Here is a 21,370-nt window from a genome sequence, read left to right on the forward strand (position 1 = left end):
GCGGTTCCTTCTTCACGACGTTCACGGTGGGAACAGTATCGGTGGGTGTGGTGGCCAAAGCGTCTCCTCAGCGACAGGGGGTGGCGGAAGGCCAGAGAAGGAGCCGTCAGATCCGGCATCCTCTCGTGCACGACATCTCAGGATAACCCTGCATGTCGCGCTCTCATTCCCCGCTCGAGAGATTTTCTGCGGATTAGGCTGAGCGCATGAGCATGGGCGGCGGACGAGGCGGAGGCGCGGGATTCCGCGGTGTAGACGCGGCGGCGCAGAAGAAGCTGAATGCGCAGGCGCCGAAGATCGAGGGGCTCGGCAGACGCGTGGTCGCACTGTTCCGCCCGTACCTCGCTCGCATCATCATCACCGGTGCGCTCGTCATCGTGGGCGCGGCGATCGCCGTCATCCCCCCGCTGATCGTGCAGCGCATCTTCGACGACGCGCTCTTTCCCGTCGACGGCGGCGGGCCGCAGATCGGGCTTCTGATCCGACTCGTTCTCACCATGGTCGGGCTATTCCTGTTCTCGGCCGGGCTCGGCGTCGCGCAGACCTGGCTCACCTCGACCGTGGGCAACAGTGTCACCGGCGACTTGCGCGTTCGGCTGTTCGAGCACTTGCAGGCGATGGAGCTCGGGTTCTTCACGCGCACGAAGACCGGCGTCATCCAGTCCCGGCTGCAGAACGACGTCGGCGGGGTCTCGGGTGTGCTGACGAACACCGTCACCAGCATTCTCGGCAATGTGGTCACGGTGATCGCGTCGCTCGTCGCAATGATCATCATCGACTGGCGGCTGACGATCATCGCCGTCGTACTGATGCCCTTCCTGATCATCGTGCAGCGCAAGGTCGGGCAGGTGCGCGCACGCATCGCGGGGGAGACGCAGGAATCTCTGTCGGAGCTCACCTCGATCACGCAGGAGACGCTGAGCGTGTCGGGGATGCTGCTGTCGAAGTCGTTCAACCGGCAGCAGACCGAATCCGACCGGTACCAGGCCGAGAACCGCAATCAAGTGACGCTGCAGGTGCGCCGCGCCATGAGCGGCCAGGGTTTCTTCGCGGTGGTGCAGGTGCTGATGGCATCCGTCCCGGCCGTGATCTATCTGGTCGCCGGGTACTTGATCGCCGGGGGTGAAGGGGCGATCACCGCCGGAACGGTCGTCGCGTTCACGACCGTGCAGGCGCGACTGCTGCAGCCATTGATGGGGCTTATGCGCGTTTCGCTCGACCTGCAGACCTCGCAGGCGCTGTTCGCGCGCATCTTCGAGTATCTCGATCTGGTGCCAGAGATCGCGGATGCTCCCGATGCGATCCCGGTGTCGCAGGCGCCAGGGCCCAGGGGACAGATCGAGTTCCGGGATGTCGTCTTCCGATATCCGGATGCCGCACCGGACACCCGCCCGACGCTGCAGGGAATCTCGTTCACCGCGAGGCCAGGGCAGCACGTCGCGTTCGTCGGCCCGTCGGGTGCGGGCAAGACGACCGTGCTGTATCTCGCTCCACGGCTTTACGAAGCGCACGGCGGCGCCGTCTTCTTCGCCGGCGCTGATGTACGCACGCTGACGCAGAGCTCGATCATCGACGATGTCGGGATCGTGTCACAGGAGACATACCTCTTCCACGCCACGATCCGCGAGAACCTGATGTACGCGAAGCCGGATGCGTCGGAGGCGGAGATGGTCGCGGCATGCGAAGCGGCGAACATCCACCACATCATCGCCAGCTTCGAGAACGGCTACGACACCGTCGTCGGAGAACGCGGCTACCGGCTCTCCGGAGGGGAGAAGCAGCGCATCGCCATCGCGCGGGTGCTGTTGAAGGATCCGCCGGTGCTGCTGCTCGACGAAGCCACTTCGGCCCTGGACACGGTCTCAGAGCGGGTGGTGCAGGAGGCCATCGATGAGGCGGCGAGAGGCCGGACCGTGCTCTCGATCGCGCACCGGCTCTCGACGGTGATGGGGGCAGATGTCATCCACGTGGTCGAGGCCGGGCAGATCGTCGAGTCAGGGACGCACGCAGAGCTGCTCGCCGCCGGCGGCCTGTATGCAGAGCTCGCCGCGCAGCAGGTGGCAGCGTCGCAGATCTTCGACACGGAGAAGAAGATCGAGCAGTCGGTCAGCGGCGGGTTGATGGCGGCCTTCGCCGACCGCCGGGCCGACCGCGCACCGCAGGGCTCGGTGGCGGAGGATGCCGTGGATGCTCTCACCGCGCCGGTGCCGCTGCTGGATGGTCAGGGCGTCGACCAGAGGGTGTACCCCGCGGACGGGTGAGCCTCAGTGCGACGACATTCCCCCGTCGACGAACAGCGACTGGCCGGTCACATACGCCGACCCGGCGCCGGCGAGGAACACCGCGGCACCGGCGAAATCATCGGGAAGCCCGTTGCGCCCGATCATCGTGCGTGCGGCGAGTTCGGCGATCTTCTCCGGGTCCTCCTGCAGGCGGGCGTTCAGCGGGGTGAGGACGAACCCTGGAACGAGAGTGTTACTGGTCACGCCGGTGCCGCCCCACGCCTCGGCTTCTGAGCGCATCAACGACTCCACCGCGCCTTTGGAGACGCCGTAGATGCCGCTGCCGACGAACGCGCGATGGGCCTGCTGCGAGCTGATGTGAATGAGCCGTCCGTAGCCGCGCTCAGCCATGCCCTTCGCGTAGCGCTGACCGAGCAGGAATGGTGCCAGCGCATTGACGGTCATCGTCGCATCCCAGTGGTCCTCGGTGATCTCGGGGTACGGCGGGCGGATGTTGATACCGGCCGAGTTCACGAGGATGTCGGGTTCGCCGAATGGTGCGATCGCGGCTTCGGCGAGCGAGCGGATTCCGTCGCGGGTGCTGAGGTCTCCGATGACGCCTGCGACGCGGCATCCGATCTGGGTCAGCTCGGCGACGGTCTCGTCGACGCGATCCTCTCCTCGGGCGACGATGACAGTTGCCGCGCCTGCGCGGGCGAGCGCTGTGGCGATGCCGCGTCCGATGCCGGAGCTGCCGCCGGTGACGATCGCGGTGCGGCCCGCGAGAGAGAAGAGGGAATCGAGGTAGGTGTTCACAGGGTCTCCACGAGCGTCACCACGAGAGAGCGGCGGCCAGATCAGGGTCAGGATGGATGTCGGCGAATTCGGGGAAGGCGCGAAGGTCGTTGAGGAATGCGGCGACTTCCGCGCCATAGATGGGGTCGGGGTGCACTGCTGCGATCTCCTCGAGCGGGGCCATGTCCATCGCGAGGATGAGATCGATCCGCGCGGTCACCGCCGCGTGCGCACCGGCATCTCTCAGCACTTGGATGCCGCCGCGGAGAGCTGCGAGATAGTCGCGCAGCACGGGAAGCTGTGACTTGCTCTGCGTGATGGAGGAGCCGTCAGCCCGCAGGCGCCAGCGCACGATGACGTCGGGGATGACGTCGAAGGCGGATGCGCGGGTGTACATTCGCTGCGCGACGATCTGGTCTTCGTAGGCAACGCCCTCGGGGAAGCGCTCGCCCTCCCAGAAGGCGGTGCGGCTCAGCTTCGACCAGGCGACGATATTCGCGGATGCCGCCGGATGATCGAAGATGTTCGTGCGCAACCGCTCGGGGTCTGTGGCGGCCGTCGTCCACGGCTGCACGCGTCCGGCCGTGTAGCCATCACCCTGTGGGCGCAGCCGCACATAGGCACCGGCGACGAAATCGCTGCCCGTCGCGGTGATCGTCGTGATCAGGCGTTCGAGCGCGTTCGGGGTGAGTTCGTCGTCGCCGTCGAGAAAACCGACGAACTCCGTATCGACCCGGGCGAGTCCGGCATTGCGTGCCGCCCCGAGACCGTGGGCGTGTTCGTGGGAGATGACGGTGAAGCGCTCGTCCGCGGCGGTGGCGGCGCGGAAGATGTCACCCGTGTCGTCGATGGATCCGTCATCGACGAGGATCGCCCGCCAGCGAGGCTCGGTCTGCACGCGCAGTGACGCGATTGCCGCGGGCGCGAAGGACTCGATGTCGCGGCCGGGGACGATGAGCGTGACGATCGGGTCTGACACGCACAAGAGTCTAGGGGCCAGAGGATCGGGTCAGCCCGAGACAGCGGCGGCAGCATCCGCCACCAGAGCGGCGAGGCGCTCTGGCGCATCTTCCGGCAGCGGTTCGTGACCGAAGGTGAAACGGACCGAGGTCTGGGCGATCTCGGGGGCGATGCCGCACGCGAGCAGCACGTGCGAGGGTTCGTCACTGCCGGCCGCACATGCCGAACCGCTCGATGAGATCACTCCGCGGCGCTCGAGCTCGAGCAGTACGCTCTCGCCGCTGACGCCTGCGAGGGTGAAGCTCGCCACGCCCGGCAATCTGCTCGCCGGGTCGCCGGTCAGCGCCGCGTGCGGCAGCAGTTCCAGAACTCTCGTGATGAACCGTGCGGTCAGTGCGCCCACGTGCTCCGCACGCGAGGAACGCTCGGCGTCAGCGAGTTCCAGGGCGGTCGCGAGTCCGACGGCGCCGGCAACGTTCTCTGTCCCTGAGCGGCGCCCGCGTTCCTGTCCGCCGCCGTGCAGCAGAGGCTCGAGCGGCACGCGGCCGCGCACGGCGAGCGCGCCGATGCCCTTGGGCGCGCCGAGCTTGTGGCCGGCGATCGACACGGCATCCGCACCGAGGCCAGCGAGAGGGAGCCACCCGGCGGACTGCACCGCATCCAGATGCAGCGGCACGCGTGCCTCCCTCGCGACCTGGGTGAGGGATGCGGCATCCTGCACCGTGCCGATCTCATTGTTCGCATGCCCGAGCGAGACGAGCGCGGTGTCCTCACGCAGCGCGGCGGCGAGAGCATCCGGTGAAACGCGTCCGGCCTCGTCAACCGGCAGATGCGTCACCGTCACACCGTGGAACCGCTCGAGGAAGGCTGCGGATTCGAGAATCGACTCGTGTTCGATCGGCGTCGTGACCAGGTGGTGCCGACCGTTCGCCAGCGCAGCCAGCACGATGCCCTTCACCGCGAGGTTATTGGCCTCGGTTCCTCCTGCGGTGAAGATGACGTCGCCCGTGCGCATCCCGAGCACTCGCGCAACCCGTGACCTGGCATCCTCGAGCGCTCTCTCGGCGGCTTCGCCGACGGTGTGGTGACTCGAAGGGTTGCCGAAGATCCCGGTGAGGTACGGATGCATCGCTTCGAGCACCTCCGGACGCACCGGGGATGTCGCTGCGTGATCGAGATAGAGCACGTCAGTCGATCCGTACGTCGAGCCCCAGATCCAACGCGCGCGCGGAGTGCGTGAGCGCGCCGACCGAGATCACGTCGACGCCGGTCTCGGCGATGGCGCGCACGGTGTCGAGGTTCACCCCGCCGGATGCTTCGGCCGTCGCACGGTCACCGATCAGTGCGACTGCCGCCTGAAGATCTTCGAGCGAGAAGTTGTCGAGCAGCACGGTGTGCGCCCCGCCCGCGAGCACCGTCTCGACCTGGTCGAGGCGGTCGACCTCGATCACCACATGCGTGGTGTGCGGCAGCTTCGACAGGGCCTCGCGCAGGGCAGGGGCGAGATCCGCACCCGATGACTGCAGCACGGCGAGATGGTTGTCTTTGGCCATCACCGCATCCGACAGCGAGAAGCGGTGGTTGTTTCCGCCGCCCGAGGCGACCGCATGCCGCTCGAATGCACGCAGCCCCGGCGTGGTCTTGCGGGTGTCGACGATGCGCGCCCCGGTGCCGTCGATCGCGCGCACGTACTGCGCGGTCAGGGTCGCGATGCCGCTCATGCGCTGGGTGAAATTGAGTGCGACGCGCTCCGCGGTGAGGATGCTGCGCGCGGAACCCGACACGGTCGCAAGCACGTCTCCCGGTGCGAACTCGTCACCGTCGCCGACGTGCAGGTCGACGGTGAGCGAGCGATCGGTGAGAGTGAACGCGGCAGAGAAGACATCGCCGCCGCTGAAGACTCCGGCCTCGTGGGCGACGAGGTCAGCGGTTGCGGTGGCCTCGGCCGGCAGCAGTGCGGTGCTGGTGAGGTCGCCCCACGGAGCATCCTCTTCGAGGGCAGCTCCTACGACGCGGGTGACGGTGGCGGGGGTGAGCATCAGGCTCCGATCAGGGCAGGTTCGTGGTCGACGTGGTGCGCACCGACAGATTCCGTACGCGCCAGGGCAGCGGATGCGGTGGCTTCCGCAACGAGCAGCAGATCGGCATCCTCGTGGGCGGAGCGTGAGACCCCAGAGCGTAAGGCGGGGGCAACCGCTGTCGCACGCCAGCTGCGGATCGTCTCGAGTGCTTCGGCGAGGCCTTCGTGCGTCCGCAGCAGTCCGACTCGGTCCCACATCAGCTGCTGCAGCGCAGCGCGCGAGAAAACCCCACCGTTCAGGTCGCGATTTGTGCCGTTCTCAGCATCCGATACCGGCACAATTCGCGACCTGAACGTGGGGGGCGCCGACGTGGGGGTCGACGACGGGTCAGGCTCGAGCGCTGCGGCAGCGCGCGCACCGAAGACTGCGCCCTCGAGCAGGCTGTTCGAGGCGAGGCGGTTTGCTCCGTGCACACCGGTGCGGGCGACCTCGCCGACGGCGAAGAGCCCGGGGAGCGACGTGCGTCCGTCGATATCGGTCACCACTCCGCCCATCAGATAGTGTGCGGCCGGGGTCACCGGGATCGGTTCGCGGCTCCAGTCGAGTCCGCGCTCGCGCGTGACCCGATCGATCGTCGGGAAACGCTCCGCGAGACGCGCTGCGCCGATCATCGTGGCGTCCAGCCGCACCGGCGAACCCTGCGCTGCGGCCTGACGTGCGACGGCGCGCGCGACCACATCGCGGGGTGCGAGCTCTCCGTCGGGGTGGGAGTCGAACGTGAACCGGCGTCCGTGCTCGTCGACGAGCGCCGCGCCTTCGCCGCGCACAGCCTCCGAGATGAGAAAAGGCGCTCCCGCACCGAGCACGGTCGGATGGAACTGCATGAACTCGAGATCCGCAACAGCGACCCCTGCGCGGATCGCCGCGGCGATTCCTCCGCCCCTGGCACCTCGGGGGTTCGTCGTGTGCGCATAGAGGCGCCCGGCGCCGCCGGTCGCGAGAATCACGGCATCCGCGTACATGTCGGTAAGCGCTTCGCGAAGCATCCGGATGCCTCGCACGACACCATCGGCGACGATGAGATCGACCAGCGATGCGTGCTCGACCACTTCGATATCGGCAGCTTCCACCTGCGCGACGAGTGCCCGCGAGATCGCCACCCCCGTCGCGTCGCCACCGGCGTGCACGATGCGCGCATGACTGTGCGCTGCTTCGCGGCCGAGCAGCAGCATCCCGTCCGCACCGCGATCGAACGCGACGCCACGAGCGATGAGCTCTGCGATGCGCGCGGATCCTTCGCTCACGAGCACATCGACGGCCGCCGCGTCAGCGAGCCCTCCGCCGGCTGTGAGAGTATCGGCCGCGTGCACAGCGGGCGAGTCGCCAGGACCGTACACGCCCGCAACGCCGCCCTGGGCAAGCGGGGTGCACCCGCCCCCGAGGGCGTCATCCGTGACGAGAGTGACGCGGTGCCCGGCATCGGCGGCGTGCAGAGCCGCGGTGAGCCCCGCGATGCCGGAGCCTGCGACGATCACGTTCATGCGCGGGGCTTTGCGGCCAGCATCCGCTCGAGAGCCACGCGCGCCGGATCGGCAACGTCGGACGCCACCGAGATCTGGTTGACGACGCGGCCCGCGACCAGCTCTTCGAGCACCCAGGCGAGGTACCCGGGGTGAATGCGGTACATCGTCGAGCACGGACAGACGACCGGGTCGAGGCAGAAGATCTCGTGCTGCGGGAACTGTGCGGCCAGGCGCCGGACAAGGTTGATCTCGGTGCCGATCGCGAATGTCGCAGGTTCGGTCGCTCCGGCGATCGCCCGGCGGATGTAGTCGGTCGATCCCGCTTCGTCGGCGGCATCCACGACCTCCATGGGGCACTCGGGATGCACGATCACGCGCACGTCCGGATGCTCGGCGCGGGCCTGATCAATCTGCGCGACCGTGAACCGGCGGTGCACGGAGCAGAAGCCGTGCCACAGGATCACGCGCGAGTCGACCAGCTGCGCGGCGGACGAACCGCCGAGCGGCTGGCGCGGGTTCCACATCGGCATCTGTTCGAGCGGCACGCCCATCGCCTTCGCGGTGTTGCGACCCAGGTGCTGATCGGGGAAGAACAGCACGCGCTGTCCGCGCTCGAAAGCCCACTCCAACACTGTCTCGGCGTTCGAAGACGTGCAGACGATGCCGCCGTGGCGCCCGACGAAGCCCTTGATCGCGGCGGAGGAGTTCATGTAGGTCACCGGGATCACGGGCACGCGGCCGTCGGGGCCCGCCTGATCGAGCGGGCCGAGAGCGTCTTCGAGCTGCTCCCAGCAGTCCTCGACCTGGTCGATGTCGGCCATGTCGGCCATCGAGCAGCCGGCCGCGAGGTTCGGCAGGATCACGGCCTGATCGGGGGTCGAGAGCAGATCGGCCGTCTCGGCCATGAAGTGCACCCCGCAGAACACGATCGCCTCGGCATTCGGATGCTCGAGCGCCGCGTTCGCGAGCTGGAACGAGTCGCCCACGTAGTCGGCGTGCTGCACGACCTCTTCACGCTGGTAGAAGTGTCCGAGCACGACGACGCGGTCGCCGAGCGTGGCCTTCGCGGCGCGGATCCGCTGATCGAGGTCAGCATCGCTCGCGTCGCGGTACTCGGCAGGCAGCTCGCCCTGGCGGGGTGCTCCGCTCGGGATGACATCACCCATCGAGGAGCCGGGGCCGTAGCCGGGGACGCTGTCGAAGGTCCAGGGGGATGCCGCGAGATCGCTGCTGCACGACTCGGCCGGTGCGGCCTGGATCAGGTGATCGACCGAGGGATCGATCAGGTGAGTAGCGAGTGTGGACATCAGGCTCCGCCTTAGGGTCACTTCGACACTTACTGTGCGGGTTCAGGTTATGTCGAAATGACCTTTACTGCAATTTCAGTCGTCGGAAGCGACACGGAACAGCCGCGCAGGGCGGTGCTTCCCAGTGCGGAACGACTCCGTGGGGACGAGCTCGTCCGATCCCTCGAGCAGGCGTCGGAAGTTCGAAGGGTCAAGGCGGCGGCCGAGCACCGTCTCGTAGACCTCGCGCAGCTCGGTGAGAGTGAACTCGTCGGGGAGGAGTCCCGCACCGATCCAGCTGTAGCCGACCTTGTTGCGCAGGCGCCACAGGGCGTACTCGGCGATGCGGTTGTGGTCGAAGGCGAGCGTCGGCATCGCGTCGACGTCGAACCACTCGACGTTCTCGGGTGCGCCGGCGGCCGCGCGGTGCGCGTCGACGAGATCGGATCGCAGCAGCGCCCAGTACACGATCGAGATCGCGCGCGCGGGGGAGCGGTCGACATCGCCGAACGTGTACAGCTGCTCGAGATAGCTCGGCTTGAGAGCGGTGGTCTCGGCGAGCGTGCGGGATGCCGCGGCATCCAGATCCTCGTCAGGATCGAGCCAGCCGCCGGGCAGTGCCCAGGACCCCAGATACGGCTCCCGCGTGCGTCGCACCAACGGAAGCATCAGCCGGTCACCGTCTGTGCCGCTGCGCACCGAGAAGATGACGGTCGACACGGCGACGCGGATCGCGTCGGAGGTGCCGTCGAGAGAAGTCACGCTGTTGAGCCTAGATGAGAGGGGGTGTGCGGCTAAGCTGTCAGTGACAACTGAAGACGGCCCCACGACCCGTGCGGGAGAGCCCCGGTGAATGCGACCGGGCACCGAAGGAGCAAGCCTCCCCGCCAATCTCTCAGGTACCGAGTACCGCGCAGGTCAGGCCACTCTGAAGAGCGATGCTCACGCATCCGCCGACGGTGAAAGCCCCTCGTCACGCTCCCTGACCCTTCGACAGGCTCAGGGATCGAGAAGGGGCGAAACTCTCAGGCCCATGACAGAGGGGGAGTTCTCGGATACCGTGCATTCCGTACGGCATCCTTCCGATCCACACGGGAGAACTCCATGACCGAGGCACGCTTCACTCCGCTCCGAGAGCGACATGAGTCGCTCGGAGCATCCTTCACCGATTTTGGCGGCTGGCAGATGCCGGTGCGCTACACCTCTGATCTCGCTGAGCATCATGCCGTGCGCCAGGCCGCGGGCCTCTTCGACATCTCGCACATGGCCGAGTTCCTCGTCCACGGCTCCGAAGCCGCCGCGTTCCTCGATTACGCGCTTGCGGGGCACTTGTCGACCATGATCATCGGCAAGGCGAAGTACTCACTGCTGCTCTCCGACTCCGGCGGCATCATCGATGACGTCATCGTCTATCGGATCAGCGATGACCGTTTCCTGATCATCTCGAACGCCGGCAACCGGGATGCCGTCTCTGCGGCACTCAGCGAGCGCGTACGCGCCCACGCATTCCGCCGCACGCCAGAGATGGTCGACGACAACGGGTCGTTCGCGTTCGTCGGGGGGAAGACCGGTGTCACCGTCGAAGACGTCTCCGACTCCTTCGCGCTCATCGCCATCCAGGGACCGGCGTCCGAGACGATCGCCGCGGCGATCGACGGCATCACCGACCTCACCGTGCCGTGGGCCGAGCAGAAGTACTATGCCTGGACCGACGCACGCTACAACGGCGAACCGCTCATCGTCGCTCGCACGGGCTACACCGGTGAAGACGGCTTCGAACTGCTCGTTCGCGCCGAGGACGCCGCTGCGCTCTGGGACGCCGCGCTCGCCGTAGGTGAGCCGCACGGCCTGGTTCCAGCCGGGCTCGCAGCTCGCGACACACTCCGGCTCGAGGCGGGCATGCCGCTTTACGGTCATGAGCTCTCGCTCGGGATCAAACCTGCGCAGGCCGGGCTCGGCCGCGTCGTGGCATCCGACAAGGACGACTTCGTCGGCAAGAACGCGGTCGATGCTTCGACAGGCTCAGCGATCGCGGGGCCGGCACGCGTGCTTGTCGGCCTGGCAGCCGACGGCAAGCGTGCGGGCCGCGCTGGCTACGCCGTCGTCGCCGACGACGGCACCGTCATCGGCGAGATCACCAGCGGCGCCCTCAGCCCCACTCTCGGCCACCCGATCGCGATGGCCTTCGTCGATCCCGCGTTCACCGACGAAGGAGCCACTGTGTTCCTCGATGTCCGCGGCACCAAGATCCCCGCAACCGTTACCGCACTGCCTTTCTACCGGAGGAAGAAATGACCGATCTCAACGCACTCAAGTACACCGAAGAGCACGAGTGGCTCCACGTCGAGGGCACGACGGCCACGATCGGAATCACTGACTATGCCGCCGACAAGCTCGGCGACGTCGTCTTCGTCGAGCTGCCGCAGGTCGGTCTCGACCTCACGCCGGGGGCCGTCATCGGTGAGATCGAGTCGACCAAGTCGGTCGGCGAACTCTACGCTCCCGTCGTCGGCCGCGTCATCGAGGTCAACGACGCCGTCGTCGATGACCCGTCGCTCGTGAACGCCGAGCCGTTCGAAGGCGGTTGGCTGATCAAGGTGTCGATCGCCGAAGGCGGCACGGACGCCCTGCTCGACCGTGATGCATATGTCACGCTGACCGAAGGGTGATCCTGCAGTGACAGCCTTCGCCGATCGTCATATCGGAACCAACGCCCAGACCCAGCGCACGATGCTCGAGGCGCTCGGACTCACGGATGCTGACGCACCGGTCGAGACGCTCATGCGTCAGGCCGTTCCCGCCGCCATCTTCACCGACGCGGCAGCATCGTCCGTGCTGCCGCCGGCTGCGACCGAAGCGGAGGCCCTCGCCGAGCTGCGCGGATTCGCATCGCGCAACACGGTGAACCGGGCCATGATCGGTCTCGGCTACTACGGCACGATCACCCCGAGTGTGATCCAACGCAACGTCCTGGAGAACCCGTCCTGGTACACCGCGTACACGCCGTACCAGCCGGAGATCTCGCAGGGCCGCCTTGAGGCGCTCATCAACTTCCAGACGATGGTCGCCGACCTCACCGGGCTGTCGACTGCGAACGCGTCGATGCTCGACGAGTCCACGGCGGTCGCCGAGGGGATGCTGCTGGCGCGTCGAGCGTCGAAGTCGAAGTCGCCCGTGTTCGTGGTGGACGCCGACGCGTTCCCGCAGACCAAGGCGCTGCTTGCGACGCGTGCGTCGGCACTCGGCATCGAGCTCGTCGAGCGCGACCTGTCCGGTGGCGAAGCGCTGCCGGAAGAACTGTTCGGCGCGTTCGTGCAGTACCCCGCGGCATCCGGACTCGTCTGGGACCCGACAGCCGTGATCGATGCCGTGCACGTCGCTGGCGGTCTCGCGGTCGTCGCCGCCGACCTGCTGGCGCTCACGCTGATCTCGTCGCCCGGGTCTCTCGGCGCCGATGTCGCGGTCGGCACGACCCAGCGCTTCGGCGTGCCGATGGGGTTCGGTGGGCCGCACGCCGGCTACATGGCTGTGCGTCAGGGCTTGGAGCGTCAGCTGCCCGGCCGCCTCGTCGGCGTCTCGGTCGATGCCGAGGGCAAGCCCGCGTACCGCCTCTCTCTGCAGACGCGTGAGCAGCACATCCGCCGCGAGAAAGCGACCAGCAACATCTGCACCGCGCAGGTGCTGCTGGCCGTGATGGCGGCGATGTACGCCGTCTATCACGGGCCGGACGGACTGCGAGCGATCGCAGGCGAGGTCGCCGCGAAGGCATCCATGCTGCGTGACTGGGTGACGGACGCCGGCGCGGAGATCGTGCACGACGCCTTCTTCGACACGCTGACCGTGCGCACCGCGGATGCTGCGACGATCGTTTCCCGTGCCCACGACGAGCAGGGCATCCTGCTCTACCTCGTGGATGACACCACCATCAGAATCTCGGCCGATGAGACGACCACCGTCGCGGAGCTGCACCGTGTCGCCACGCTCTTCGGCGGCACTGAGGAGCGCGCCTTCGGGTTCTTCGGAACCAGATCGCGCGGGGCACTTCCGGAGTCCCTGAAGCGCACCGACGAGTACCTCACCCACCCCGTCTTCCACGTGCACCACAGCGAGACTGCCATGATGCGGTACCTCAAGAGCCTCGCCGACCGCGACTATGCGCTCGATCGCGGCATGATCCCGCTCGGCTCGTGCACGATGAAGCTCAATGCGGCAACCGAGATGGCTGCGATCACGTGGCCGGAGTTCGCGCAGATCCACCCCTTCGCCCCGGCACCCGACGTGGAGGGATATCTCGAGATGATCGACCAGCTCGAGAGCTGGCTCGCCGAAGTCACCGGATACGACGCGGTCTCGCTGCAGCCGAATGCCGGGTCCCAGGGTGAGCTCGCCGGACTCCTCGCGATTCGCAGCTACCACCTCGCGAACGGCGACGAGGCTCGCACCGTGTGCCTGATCCCGTCATCCGCGCACGGCACGAATGCAGCATCCGCTGTTCTTGCCGGAATGAAGGTCGTCGTCGTCGCGTGCGACGACCTCGGGAACGTGGATCTCGACGACCTGCGCGCGAAGATCGCCGCACATGCCGATGAGATCGCGGCGCTCATGATCACGTATCCGTCGACGCACGGCGTGTACGAGCAGGATGTCGTCGACATCACTGCCGCGGTGCACGACGCTGGTGGGCAGGTGTATGTCGACGGGGCCAACCTCAACGCGTTGCTCGGCTACGCGCGATTCGGCGACCTCGGCGGCGACGTCTCGCACCTGAACCTGCACAAGACATTCGCCATCCCGCACGGCGGTGGTGGACCAGGCGTCGGGCCGGTCGCGGCGAAGTCGCATCTTGCGCCCTACCTGCCGTCGCATCCGCTCGAACAGCGCGCGACCCACGCCGGTGGGTATGAGTTCGCCGGTGGTGTCGTCTCGGGTGCTCCCTACGGTTCGGCCGGAATCCTGCCGATCTCGTGGTCGTACGTCCGCATGATGGGCGCAGGTGGGCTGCGGGACGCCACGGCTGCCGCTGTCCTGTCGGCGAATTACATCGCCGCTCGCCTGAGTCCGCATTATCCAGTGCTGTACACCGGCGAGAACGGGCGGGTCGCGCATGAGTGCATTCTCGACCTGCGTCCGCTCAAAGAAGCCACCGGCATCACGGTCGACGACGTCGCCAAGCGGCTCATCGACTACGGATTCCACGCGCCGACGATGTCGTTCCCGGTGCCGGGGACTCTCATGGTCGAGCCGACCGAGTCGGAGGACCTCGGCGAGATCGACAGGTTCATCGAGGCGATGATCCTGATCAAGCAGGAGGCGGATGCTGTCGCCGCGGGCCGCTGGCCCGCAGACGACAACCCGCTCGTGAACTCACCCCACACCGCGGCGTCGCTGATCTCGGGGGAGTGGAACCACGCGTACACGCGTGAGGATGCCGCATACCCGGTGCGCACGCTCATCGCGTCGAAGTACTGGCCACCGGTGCGCCGGATCGACCAGGCCTACGGCGACCGCAACCTGGTCTGCGCCTGCCCGCCGATCGAGGCATTCGCGTGAACAGCCCACCCCGCGAAAGCGCAAAAAATTCGGTTTCGCGGGGTGGGAGACCGAGTTTCCTTGGCGATCGTTCAGTAACGGTTCATTAACGGCGCTACCTGTGTGCGAGAAGGTCACGTAGCCTCAGATGTAATGGTGCGCTCACTGTTGTCGCGCCTTTGCACCTGTCCACAGGAGGACACTCACATGAAGCGAAACAAGATCACCCTCGCCGGGGTGGGCCTGCTCGCAGCCGGGACCATGGTTCTGGCTGGTTGCGCAAGCGCCAACGATTCCGGCAACGGCGACAGCACTGACGGAGGCGATGCTTCGGCCATCATCTCGGTGAACGGCTCTGAGCCGCAGAACCCGCTGATCCCGACCAACACCAACGAGGTCGGCGGCGGCAAGATCCTCGACGCGATGTTCGCAGGGCTGATCGGCTACGCGGCCGACGGTTCGGTGTTCAACGACGTCGCTGAGGACATCACGGTCGAAGACCCGCAGCACCTCACCGTCAAGATCCGCGAGGGGCTGACCTTCACCGACGGTGAAGAGGTCACTGCTGACAACTTCATCAACGCGTGGAACTACGGTGCTCTCGCATCGAACGAGCAGCTCTCCAGCTACTTCTTCGAAGACATCGAGGGCTTCAGCTACGACGAGGACTCTGAGCTGACCGGTCTTGAGCAGGTCGACGACTACACCTTCACGATCGCGCTGAACAAGCCGGCATCTGACTTCGCTCAGCGTCTCGGCTACTCCGCGTACTTCCCGCTGCCCGATGTCGCTTTCGAAGACATCGACACTTTCGGTGAGAACCCGATCGGCAACGGTCCGTACATGCTCGAGGGTGAAGGCGCGTGGCAGCACGACGTCGGAATCAACCTCGTCTCCAACCCTGACTACGACGGCCCGCGCACGCCGGCCAACGGCGGACTGGACATCAAGTTCTACGCTTCGCAGGACGCTGCGTACGCAGACCTGCAGGCTGGCGAGCTCGACGTTCTCGACGCGATCCCGGACTCGGCCTTCGAGACCTTCGAGTCCGACCTGGGCGACCGCGCTGTGAACCAGCCGGCCGCGATCTTCCAGTCCTTCACGATCCCCGAGCGCCTCGAGCACTTCGGTGGCGACGAGGGCAAGCTGCGTCGTCAGGCGCTGTCGATGTCGATCAACCGCGAGGAGATCACCGACGTGATCTTCCAGGGCACCCGTACCCCGGCCAGCGACTTCACCTCGCCGGTCATCGACGGCTGGTCCGACTCGCTCGAAGGCGCTGAGGTTCTGGCGTACGACCCCGAGAAGGCCAAGGAACTGTGGGCCGAGGCTGACGCGATCAGCCCGTGGTCGGGTTCCTTCCAGATCGCCTACAACGCCGACGGAGGCCACCAGGCCTGGGTCGACGCGACCGTGAACTCCATCAAGAACACGCTCGGCATCGACGCATCGGGTGCCCCGTACCCGACCTTCGCTGAGCTGCGCGGTGAGGTCACCGAGCGTGCGATCCTGACCGCATTCCGCACCGGATGGCAGGCGGACTACCCGGGTCTGTACAACTTCCTGGGCCCGCTCTACGCAACCAACGCCGGCTCGAACGATGGAGATTACTCCAGCCCCGAGTTCGATGACCTGCTCTCGCAGGGCATCTCGGCGACGGACCCCGAGGAGGCGAACTCCCTGTTCCAGCAGGCACAGGAGGTTCTGCTCCGTGACCTCCCGGCAACGCCGCTGTGGTACTCGAACGTCGTCGGTGGCTACGGTGAGACCGTCGAGAACGTCGAGTTCGGCTGGAACTCGGTGCCTCTGTACGAACAGATCACCAAGGTAGGCTGACACCCGAACGGCAGGTGACGAGGCGGTGGTGAAGACCACCGCCTCGTCGCCCTGTCTGGCCCGTATCTGAACGGAGGTCGAGGGTGGCCATTTACATCCTCAAACGGATCCTGCAGGCGATCCCGGTGTTCTTCGGCGCCACCCTGCTGATCTATTTCATGGTCTTTGCGATGCCCGGCGACCCGATCGCGGCGTTGTTCGGAGACCGTCAGCCCAACCCGGCGCTTCTCGAGCGACTGCGCGAGCAGTACCACCTCGATCAGCCCTTCATCGTGCAGTACTTCTACTACATCGCCGGAATCTTCCGGCTCGATTTCGGCATCAGCTTCTCGGGGCAGCCGGTCAGCGACATCTTGGCTCGGACGTTCCCCGTCACGCTGCGTCTGGCAGTGATGGCCATCGTCATCGCGTTCGTGCTCGCGATCGTCATCGGACTGTTCTCCGCACTCGGCAAGGGTGGGATCTTCGACAACTCGATGCTCGTGCTCGCGCTCATCTTCGTCGCGGTACCGATCTTCGTGCTCGCATTCCTCGCGCAATACTTCCTCGCAGTGCAGCTGGGGTGGTTCAGACCGACGGTCGGTGCGCGCAACGACTGGGGTGATCTCTGGCTTCCCGCCATAGTCCTCGGCGTCAGCGTCTACGCGACGAGCATGCGCCTGACCCGCAGCTCCACGATCGAGACGCTGAACCAGGACTGGGTGCGCACCGCATACAGCAAGGGCCTGTCGCGCGGACGCGTGATCCCCGTGCATGTTCTTCGCAACTCGCTGATCCCGATGGTCACCGACCTCGGCACCGTGTTCGGCATCCTCATGGTGGGCGCCACCGTCACCGAGGGCATCTTCAACGTCCCCGGCGTCGGAAACACGCTGTACCAGGCGATCATTCGAGGCGAGAACCCGACGGTCGTCTCGTTCGTCACGGTGTTCGTCGTCGTCTATGTGTTCATCAACATCGTCGTGGACCTGATCTACGGCCTGCTCGACCCGAGGATTCGCTATGTCTCGTCCTGACGCGAACGTGGAGCACTACGTCGCTCCCGTCGAAACGACGTCGATTGCGGTCGACGCCGTCCGCATCGATGCCAAGCGCAGCAACCTGTGGCTCGACGCCTGGCGCGATCTGCGTCATCGTCCGCTGTTCTGGATCTCCACAGCGTTCGTCCTGCTCGTGGTGATCGTCTCGCTCTGGCCGGGACTGTTCACGAACGTCGCGCCCAACAACGGCTGCGCGCTCGCGAACAGCAACGGCGGACCGGAGGCCGGGCACCCCCTCGGCTTCACCCGCCAGGGATGCGACGTCTACTCCCGGATCATCTGGGGAACGCGCACTTCAGTGGTGGTGGGCCTGCTCGCCACGCTGATCAGCACGGTCCTCGGCATGATCATGGGCGCGTTCGCTGGGTTCTACGGCGGCTGGCTCGACTCGCTGCTCTCGCGCATCGGTGACATCTTCTTCACGATCCCGTACATCATCGCGGCGATCGTCGTGATGTCTGTGATGCCGGTGCGCAACGAGATCGTGCTCGCATTCGCGATCGGTGGGTTCGCATGGGCGTCGACGGCGAGGATCATGCGCGCCGAAGTGCTCCGCGTGAAGCAGGCTGATTTCGTGATGGGCGCAGAAGCTGTGGGTCTCTCGCGATTCCGCACGCTGCTGAGCCACGTGCTGCCGAACGCTATGGCGCCGGTCATCGTGGTCGCTACCCTCAGCCTCGCTGCGGCAATCGTCGCAGAGTCCGTGCTGTCGTTCCTCGGTGTCGGTCTCGGCGGCAGCACGATGTCGTGGGGCAACGACATCAGCCAGGCTCAGACCAGCATCAGAACCGCACCTATGGCGCTGTTCTGGCCGTCGCTCGCGCTGACGGTGACCGTGCTGGCATTCATCAGTCTCGGCGAGCTTCTGCGCGACGCCGTCGATCCGAAGGCGAGGGCACAGCGATGAATGCACCGCTTCTCAGCATCCGTGACCTGAAGGTCGCGTTCCGCAGCGGCAAGAAGTCGCGCGAGGTCCTGCACGGCGTGAGTTTCGACATCCTCGAGGGCGAGACGCTCGCGATCGTCGGTGAGTCGGGTTCGGGCAAATCGACCACGGCTGCCGCGATCATCGATCTGCTGCCAGGCACCGGCGAGGTGACCGCGGGCAGCATCGAGCTCAACGGCAAGGACCTCACCAAGGCGAGCCGACATGCGATGGAGCGGATCCGCGGGCGCGAGATCGGCTACGTCCCGCAGGACCCCATGTCGAACCTCAACCCGGTGTGGTCGATCGGCTTCCAGGTCAAGGAAGCGGTGCGAGCGAACGGGCTCGCCCGCGGACGGCGCGAAGTGCACGATCGCGCCGTTGAGGTCCTCGTCCAAGCCGGCCTCAGCGATGCAGCGCGGCGCATGCACCAGTTCCCGCACCAGTTCTCTGGAGGCATGCGGCAGCGTGCGCTGATCGGAATCGGCCTCGCAGCCGACCCGAAGCTGCTCATCGCCGATGAGCCCACCAGCGCACTCGATGTCACGGTGCAGCGAGTGATCCTCGATCATCTCGCAACCCTCACCAGCGAACGCGGCACCTCCGTGCTGCTGATCACGCACGACCTGGGCCTCGCCGCTGAGCGCGCCGATCGTATCCTCGTGATGAACCAGGGTGAGATCGTCGAAGCCGGTGCGAGCGCGGAGATCCTCTCCAACCCGCGTCACCCGTACACTCAGCGACTGGTCGCGGCTGCCCCCAGCCTGGCATCCAAGCGCATCGGGCTCACGGGGCGGTCCATGCAGGTGAACGAGGACGCTCCGGCTGTGGTCGAGGTGCGTGACCTCGTCAAGGACTTCTCGATTCGTACCGGTGGCCTGCGTCACGAGAACTTCCGTGCGGTCGACAACGTCTCCTTCTCGATTCCGCGCGGAAAGACGCTTGCGCTTGTGGGGGAGTCCGGCTCGGGCAAGTCCACGGTCGCGAAGATGCTCCTGCAGCTCGAGAAGCCGACCGACGGTGAGATCCTCATCGACGGGCTGGCGACGAGCACGATGTCGCGGTCGGATGTGTTCCGGTTGCGTCGTCGCATGCAGCCGGTGTTCCAGGACCCGTACGGCTCGCTCGACCCGTTGCGCAGCATCGGCAGTCTCATCTCCGAGCCGCTCCAGGTCCACGGCATCGGCACGCGCGATGAGCAGCACCAGCGCTCGCTCGACCTGCTCGAGCAGGTGGCCCTGCCTCAGGAGCTCGCCTGGCGCTACCCGAACGAGCTCTCGGGCGGCCAGCGCCAGCGCGTTGCGATCGCGCGTGCGCTCGCGCTGAAGCCCGACATCGTGGTTCTCGATGAGGCCGTCTCTGCGCTGGATGTTCTCGTGCAGGATCAGATCCTGCACCTGCTGTCCGACCTGCAGCGCGACCTCGGCCTGACGTACCTGTTCATCACCCATGACCTTGCGGTCGTTCGTGTCGCAGCGGACCTCGTGTGCGTCATGGAGCAGGGACGCATCGTCGAGCAGGGCACGGTCGACGATATCTTCAGCAATCCTCAGCAGGAGTACACCCGCCGACTGCTGGATGCCATCCCCGGAGCAACGCTGCCTCTGGGCGGCGTCAGCGAATGACGGATGCTCGACCGGCCCGGGTCTTTCGAGTCACCGGGTCGGTCGTCCTTTTCGTGCTCTGTGCGCTGATTGCGGCAGCACTACTGGTCGATGCGGCTGTCCGGTCGGGGGTCGTCCTGGCGGTGCTTCTCGCGCCGTGGATTCTTCTGGTCCTCTGGGCCGTCTACGTGGTGGGGATCGCGTCTGACGTGCGTGCCGATCGCAGGGGCGTCCGCGTGCAGAACCTGCTTCGTCGCACCTGGATTCCATGGAGCAGGGTGAAGCGCATCGCCATGCGCTGGCAACTCGAGCTCACGCTGGATGATGGCGCGGTCGTCCGTTGTTTCGGCAGCCCTGGTCGCTCACGTCCGCGAAGGATCGGACCCGAGCGGACGCGCGAGGACGGGAACGAAACGGCCGAAGATGGCATCTCGCGGATGCAGCGCCTCCGGCTGGATGCGGAAAGCCAACCGGATGCTGTCGTCGTCCGAACATGGGACTGGGCATCCATCATCGGTCTCGCGGTGCTCGTGGCCTGGGCGGCGGTCGCCGTGGTCGCGACCCGCTGACCCGTTCCCCTTCCCACCCTTGCGGTTTGCGCGTCAGTCTCGGCCCAACGGGCTGAAGTTCGCCAGGCGCATCGTGTCGCGAGGGCGCACGGGTTGCAGCCCCGCCGAGCGCAGCGCTGCATCAACCGGATCGATCTCGTGCAGCTCGCGCCATCCCCAGCGGACGAGACCCGCTGTACTGCGCCGCAGTCTGTTCTCGCGGCCTTTCTCTTTGATGATCACCGCCGTCGGATCACCCGATTCGGCCGAGTATTTCGTATCACCGTCGGCCTCGCCGATGACGTCGGCGTCTTTCCAATAGAAGTCGCATCGGTCGAGCTGTCCTTCAAAACAGAACTCCTGTTGGAGCGTGGGTGCTTCGTAGCCCAGCCATTCGACCACTGCCACGCTGGCCGACTCCAGCACGCTCTCCGGGATGCCGGTCGCGCGCTCCAGCGCCCAGCAAGCCTGACGCCGTCCGCGCCCGGACACGAGTGCCTCGTTGAGAGCGCCGAGCGATTCGGGGATGATCGTGGAATCGATGCGCAACAGTGCATCGGCATACGCCAGCGCCTCGGCGGGCGGACGGGTACGGGCAATGTCCACGGCCGTCGCGGAGGGCGATGTGAGACGGATGCCATCGACGATGATGGTGTCGCGCCCTTCGACGAATACGTGCGTGCGGACACCGCGGTACTCCCGTGACGACCCTTCGCCAGCGAGCACATGCACCGGGCGACCGGGGTAAGCGATCAGTACACCCAGCAGCGCCGCCGCTGATTCGTGGCAGATCACTCGACGAGGGTCAATCGCGATCACCGCATGAACTTGCACGAGATACTTCTCCCACGGCGGAAGTACTCTCCACGGTTCAGTCTCGACGTACACGCCGCGAGCGAGACGCGTCAGTGCGCCCGATCGCCATCCGCGTTCCGTATGGCTGATGCCTTGGTTGCGTGAGAGGACGAGAGGCAGGGGGCTCGGCAGGATCTGCATCGAGCCAAGCTCTCACGTAGGACAGCCGCTTCTGTGCTTTCCACAGCCGCACAGAGAATTCCTCACCTGTGCAGAACGAGTGGTG

Annotated in this window: 17 protein-coding genes and 1 riboswitch; of the genes, 9 read left to right on the forward strand and 8 right to left on the reverse strand. The window is 66.3% G+C overall.

Going from position 1 to position 21,370, the window contains the following annotated elements:
* The first annotated feature begins 212 nt into the window (after positions 1-212).
* Positions 213-2,261 carry an ABC transporter ATP-binding protein gene (locus ACN0RC_RS01195; RefSeq protein WP_417508587.1) on the forward strand — a complete coding sequence of 683 codons (2,049 nt, stop codon included), beginning with the start codon at positions 213-215 and terminating at the stop codon, positions 2,259-2,261.
* A gap of 3 nt (positions 2,262-2,264) precedes the next feature.
* Here ACN0RC_RS01195 and ACN0RC_RS01200 read toward each other — a convergent pair whose 3' ends face one another.
* The 7 genes from ACN0RC_RS01200 to ACN0RC_RS01230 all read right to left on the reverse strand — a co-directional run bounded on the left by ACN0RC_RS01200 (position 2,265) and on the right by ACN0RC_RS01230 (position 9,569).
* Positions 2,265-3,038, reverse strand: a complete 774-nt coding sequence (locus ACN0RC_RS01200) for an SDR family NAD(P)-dependent oxidoreductase (protein WP_417508228.1) — start codon at positions 3,036-3,038, stop codon at positions 2,265-2,267.
* Between the two features lie 16 nt (positions 3,039-3,054).
* Complete coding sequence (locus ACN0RC_RS01205; protein WP_417508229.1) at positions 3,055-3,996, reverse strand: glycosyltransferase family 2 protein; 942 nt, start codon at positions 3,994-3,996, stop codon at positions 3,055-3,057.
* A gap of 30 nt (positions 3,997-4,026) precedes the next feature.
* Positions 4,027-5,163, reverse strand: a complete 1,137-nt coding sequence (locus ACN0RC_RS01210) for a cysteine desulfurase family protein (protein WP_417508230.1) — start codon at positions 5,161-5,163, stop codon at positions 4,027-4,029.
* A 1-nt stretch (position 5,164) separates the two neighbouring features.
* Positions 5,165-6,016 (reverse strand): carboxylating nicotinate-nucleotide diphosphorylase, encoded by an 852-nt coding sequence (nadC, locus tag ACN0RC_RS01215; RefSeq protein ID WP_417508231.1) that lies wholly within the window; start codon positions 6,014-6,016, stop codon positions 5,165-5,167.
* Positions 6,016-7,539: an L-aspartate oxidase gene (gene nadB, locus ACN0RC_RS01220; protein WP_417508232.1), complete on the reverse strand. Its 1,524-nt coding sequence runs from the start codon at positions 7,537-7,539 to the stop codon at positions 6,016-6,018. Before nadB ends, nadC begins: the two co-directional genes overlap by 1 nt.
* Positions 7,536-8,828 carry a quinolinate synthase NadA gene (gene nadA, locus ACN0RC_RS01225; RefSeq protein WP_417508233.1) on the reverse strand — a complete coding sequence of 431 codons (1,293 nt, stop codon included), beginning with the start codon at positions 8,826-8,828 and terminating at the stop codon, positions 7,536-7,538. Before nadA ends, nadB begins: the two co-directional genes overlap by 4 nt.
* A gap of 75 nt (positions 8,829-8,903) precedes the next feature.
* Complete coding sequence (locus tag ACN0RC_RS01230; protein ID WP_417508234.1) at positions 8,904-9,569, reverse strand: NUDIX hydrolase; 666 nt, start codon at positions 9,567-9,569, stop codon at positions 8,904-8,906.
* A 64-nt stretch (positions 9,570-9,633) separates the two neighbouring features.
* Positions 9,634-9,729: riboswitch (glycine riboswitch) on the forward strand.
* 182 nt (positions 9,730-9,911) lie between these two features.
* Between ACN0RC_RS01230 and ACN0RC_RS01235 the strand changes: the two genes are divergently transcribed.
* From ACN0RC_RS01235 to ACN0RC_RS01270, 8 genes are all read left to right on the forward strand, one after another.
* The gene (locus ACN0RC_RS01235) at positions 9,912-11,102 is read left to right on the forward strand and encodes a glycine cleavage system aminomethyltransferase GcvT (RefSeq protein WP_417508235.1); all 1,191 of its coding nucleotides are present in this window, start codon (positions 9,912-9,914) and stop codon (positions 11,100-11,102) included.
* Entirely contained in the window at positions 11,099-11,476 is a 378-nt protein-coding gene (gcvH, locus tag ACN0RC_RS01240) for a glycine cleavage system protein GcvH (RefSeq protein WP_417508236.1), read from the forward strand. Before ACN0RC_RS01235 ends, gcvH begins: the two co-directional genes overlap by 4 nt.
* 61 nt (positions 11,477-11,537) lie before the next feature.
* Positions 11,538-14,357, forward strand: coding sequence for an aminomethyl-transferring glycine dehydrogenase (gene gcvP / locus ACN0RC_RS01245; protein ID WP_417508589.1), 2,820 nt, complete (start codon positions 11,538-11,540; stop codon positions 14,355-14,357).
* Positions 14,358-14,543: 186 nt separating this feature from the next.
* Entirely contained in the window at positions 14,544-16,172 is a 1,629-nt protein-coding gene (locus ACN0RC_RS01250; protein WP_417508237.1) for a peptide ABC transporter substrate-binding protein, read from the forward strand.
* Positions 16,173-16,255: 83 nt separating this feature from the next.
* The gene (locus tag ACN0RC_RS01255; protein WP_417508238.1) at positions 16,256-17,188 is read left to right on the forward strand and encodes an ABC transporter permease; all 933 of its coding nucleotides are present in this window, start codon (positions 16,256-16,258) and stop codon (positions 17,186-17,188) included.
* Positions 17,175-18,119, forward strand: a complete 945-nt coding sequence (locus ACN0RC_RS01260) for an ABC transporter permease (protein ID WP_417508239.1) — start codon at positions 17,175-17,177, stop codon at positions 18,117-18,119. The genes ACN0RC_RS01255 and ACN0RC_RS01260 overlap by 14 nt, the downstream gene beginning before the upstream one ends.
* A complete protein-coding gene (locus tag ACN0RC_RS01265) occupies positions 18,116-19,762 on the forward strand; it encodes a dipeptide ABC transporter ATP-binding protein (protein ID WP_417508240.1) in 1,647 nt (548 codons plus the stop codon). Before ACN0RC_RS01260 ends, ACN0RC_RS01265 begins: the two co-directional genes overlap by 4 nt.
* Positions 19,759-20,310: a PH domain-containing protein gene (locus ACN0RC_RS01270; RefSeq protein ID WP_417508241.1), complete on the forward strand. Its 552-nt coding sequence runs from the start codon at positions 19,759-19,761 to the stop codon at positions 20,308-20,310. Before ACN0RC_RS01265 ends, ACN0RC_RS01270 begins: the two co-directional genes overlap by 4 nt.
* 33 nt (positions 20,311-20,343) lie before the next feature.
* Here ACN0RC_RS01270 and ACN0RC_RS01275 read toward each other — a convergent pair whose 3' ends face one another.
* A complete protein-coding gene (locus ACN0RC_RS01275; protein WP_417508242.1) occupies positions 20,344-21,285 on the reverse strand; it encodes a hypothetical protein in 942 nt (313 codons plus the stop codon).
* Between the last annotated feature and the right edge of the window lie 85 nt (positions 21,286-21,370).

Source organism: Microbacterium sp., assembly GCF_048259935.1.
Lineage (GTDB): Bacteria > Actinomycetota > Actinomycetes > Actinomycetales > Microbacteriaceae > Microbacterium.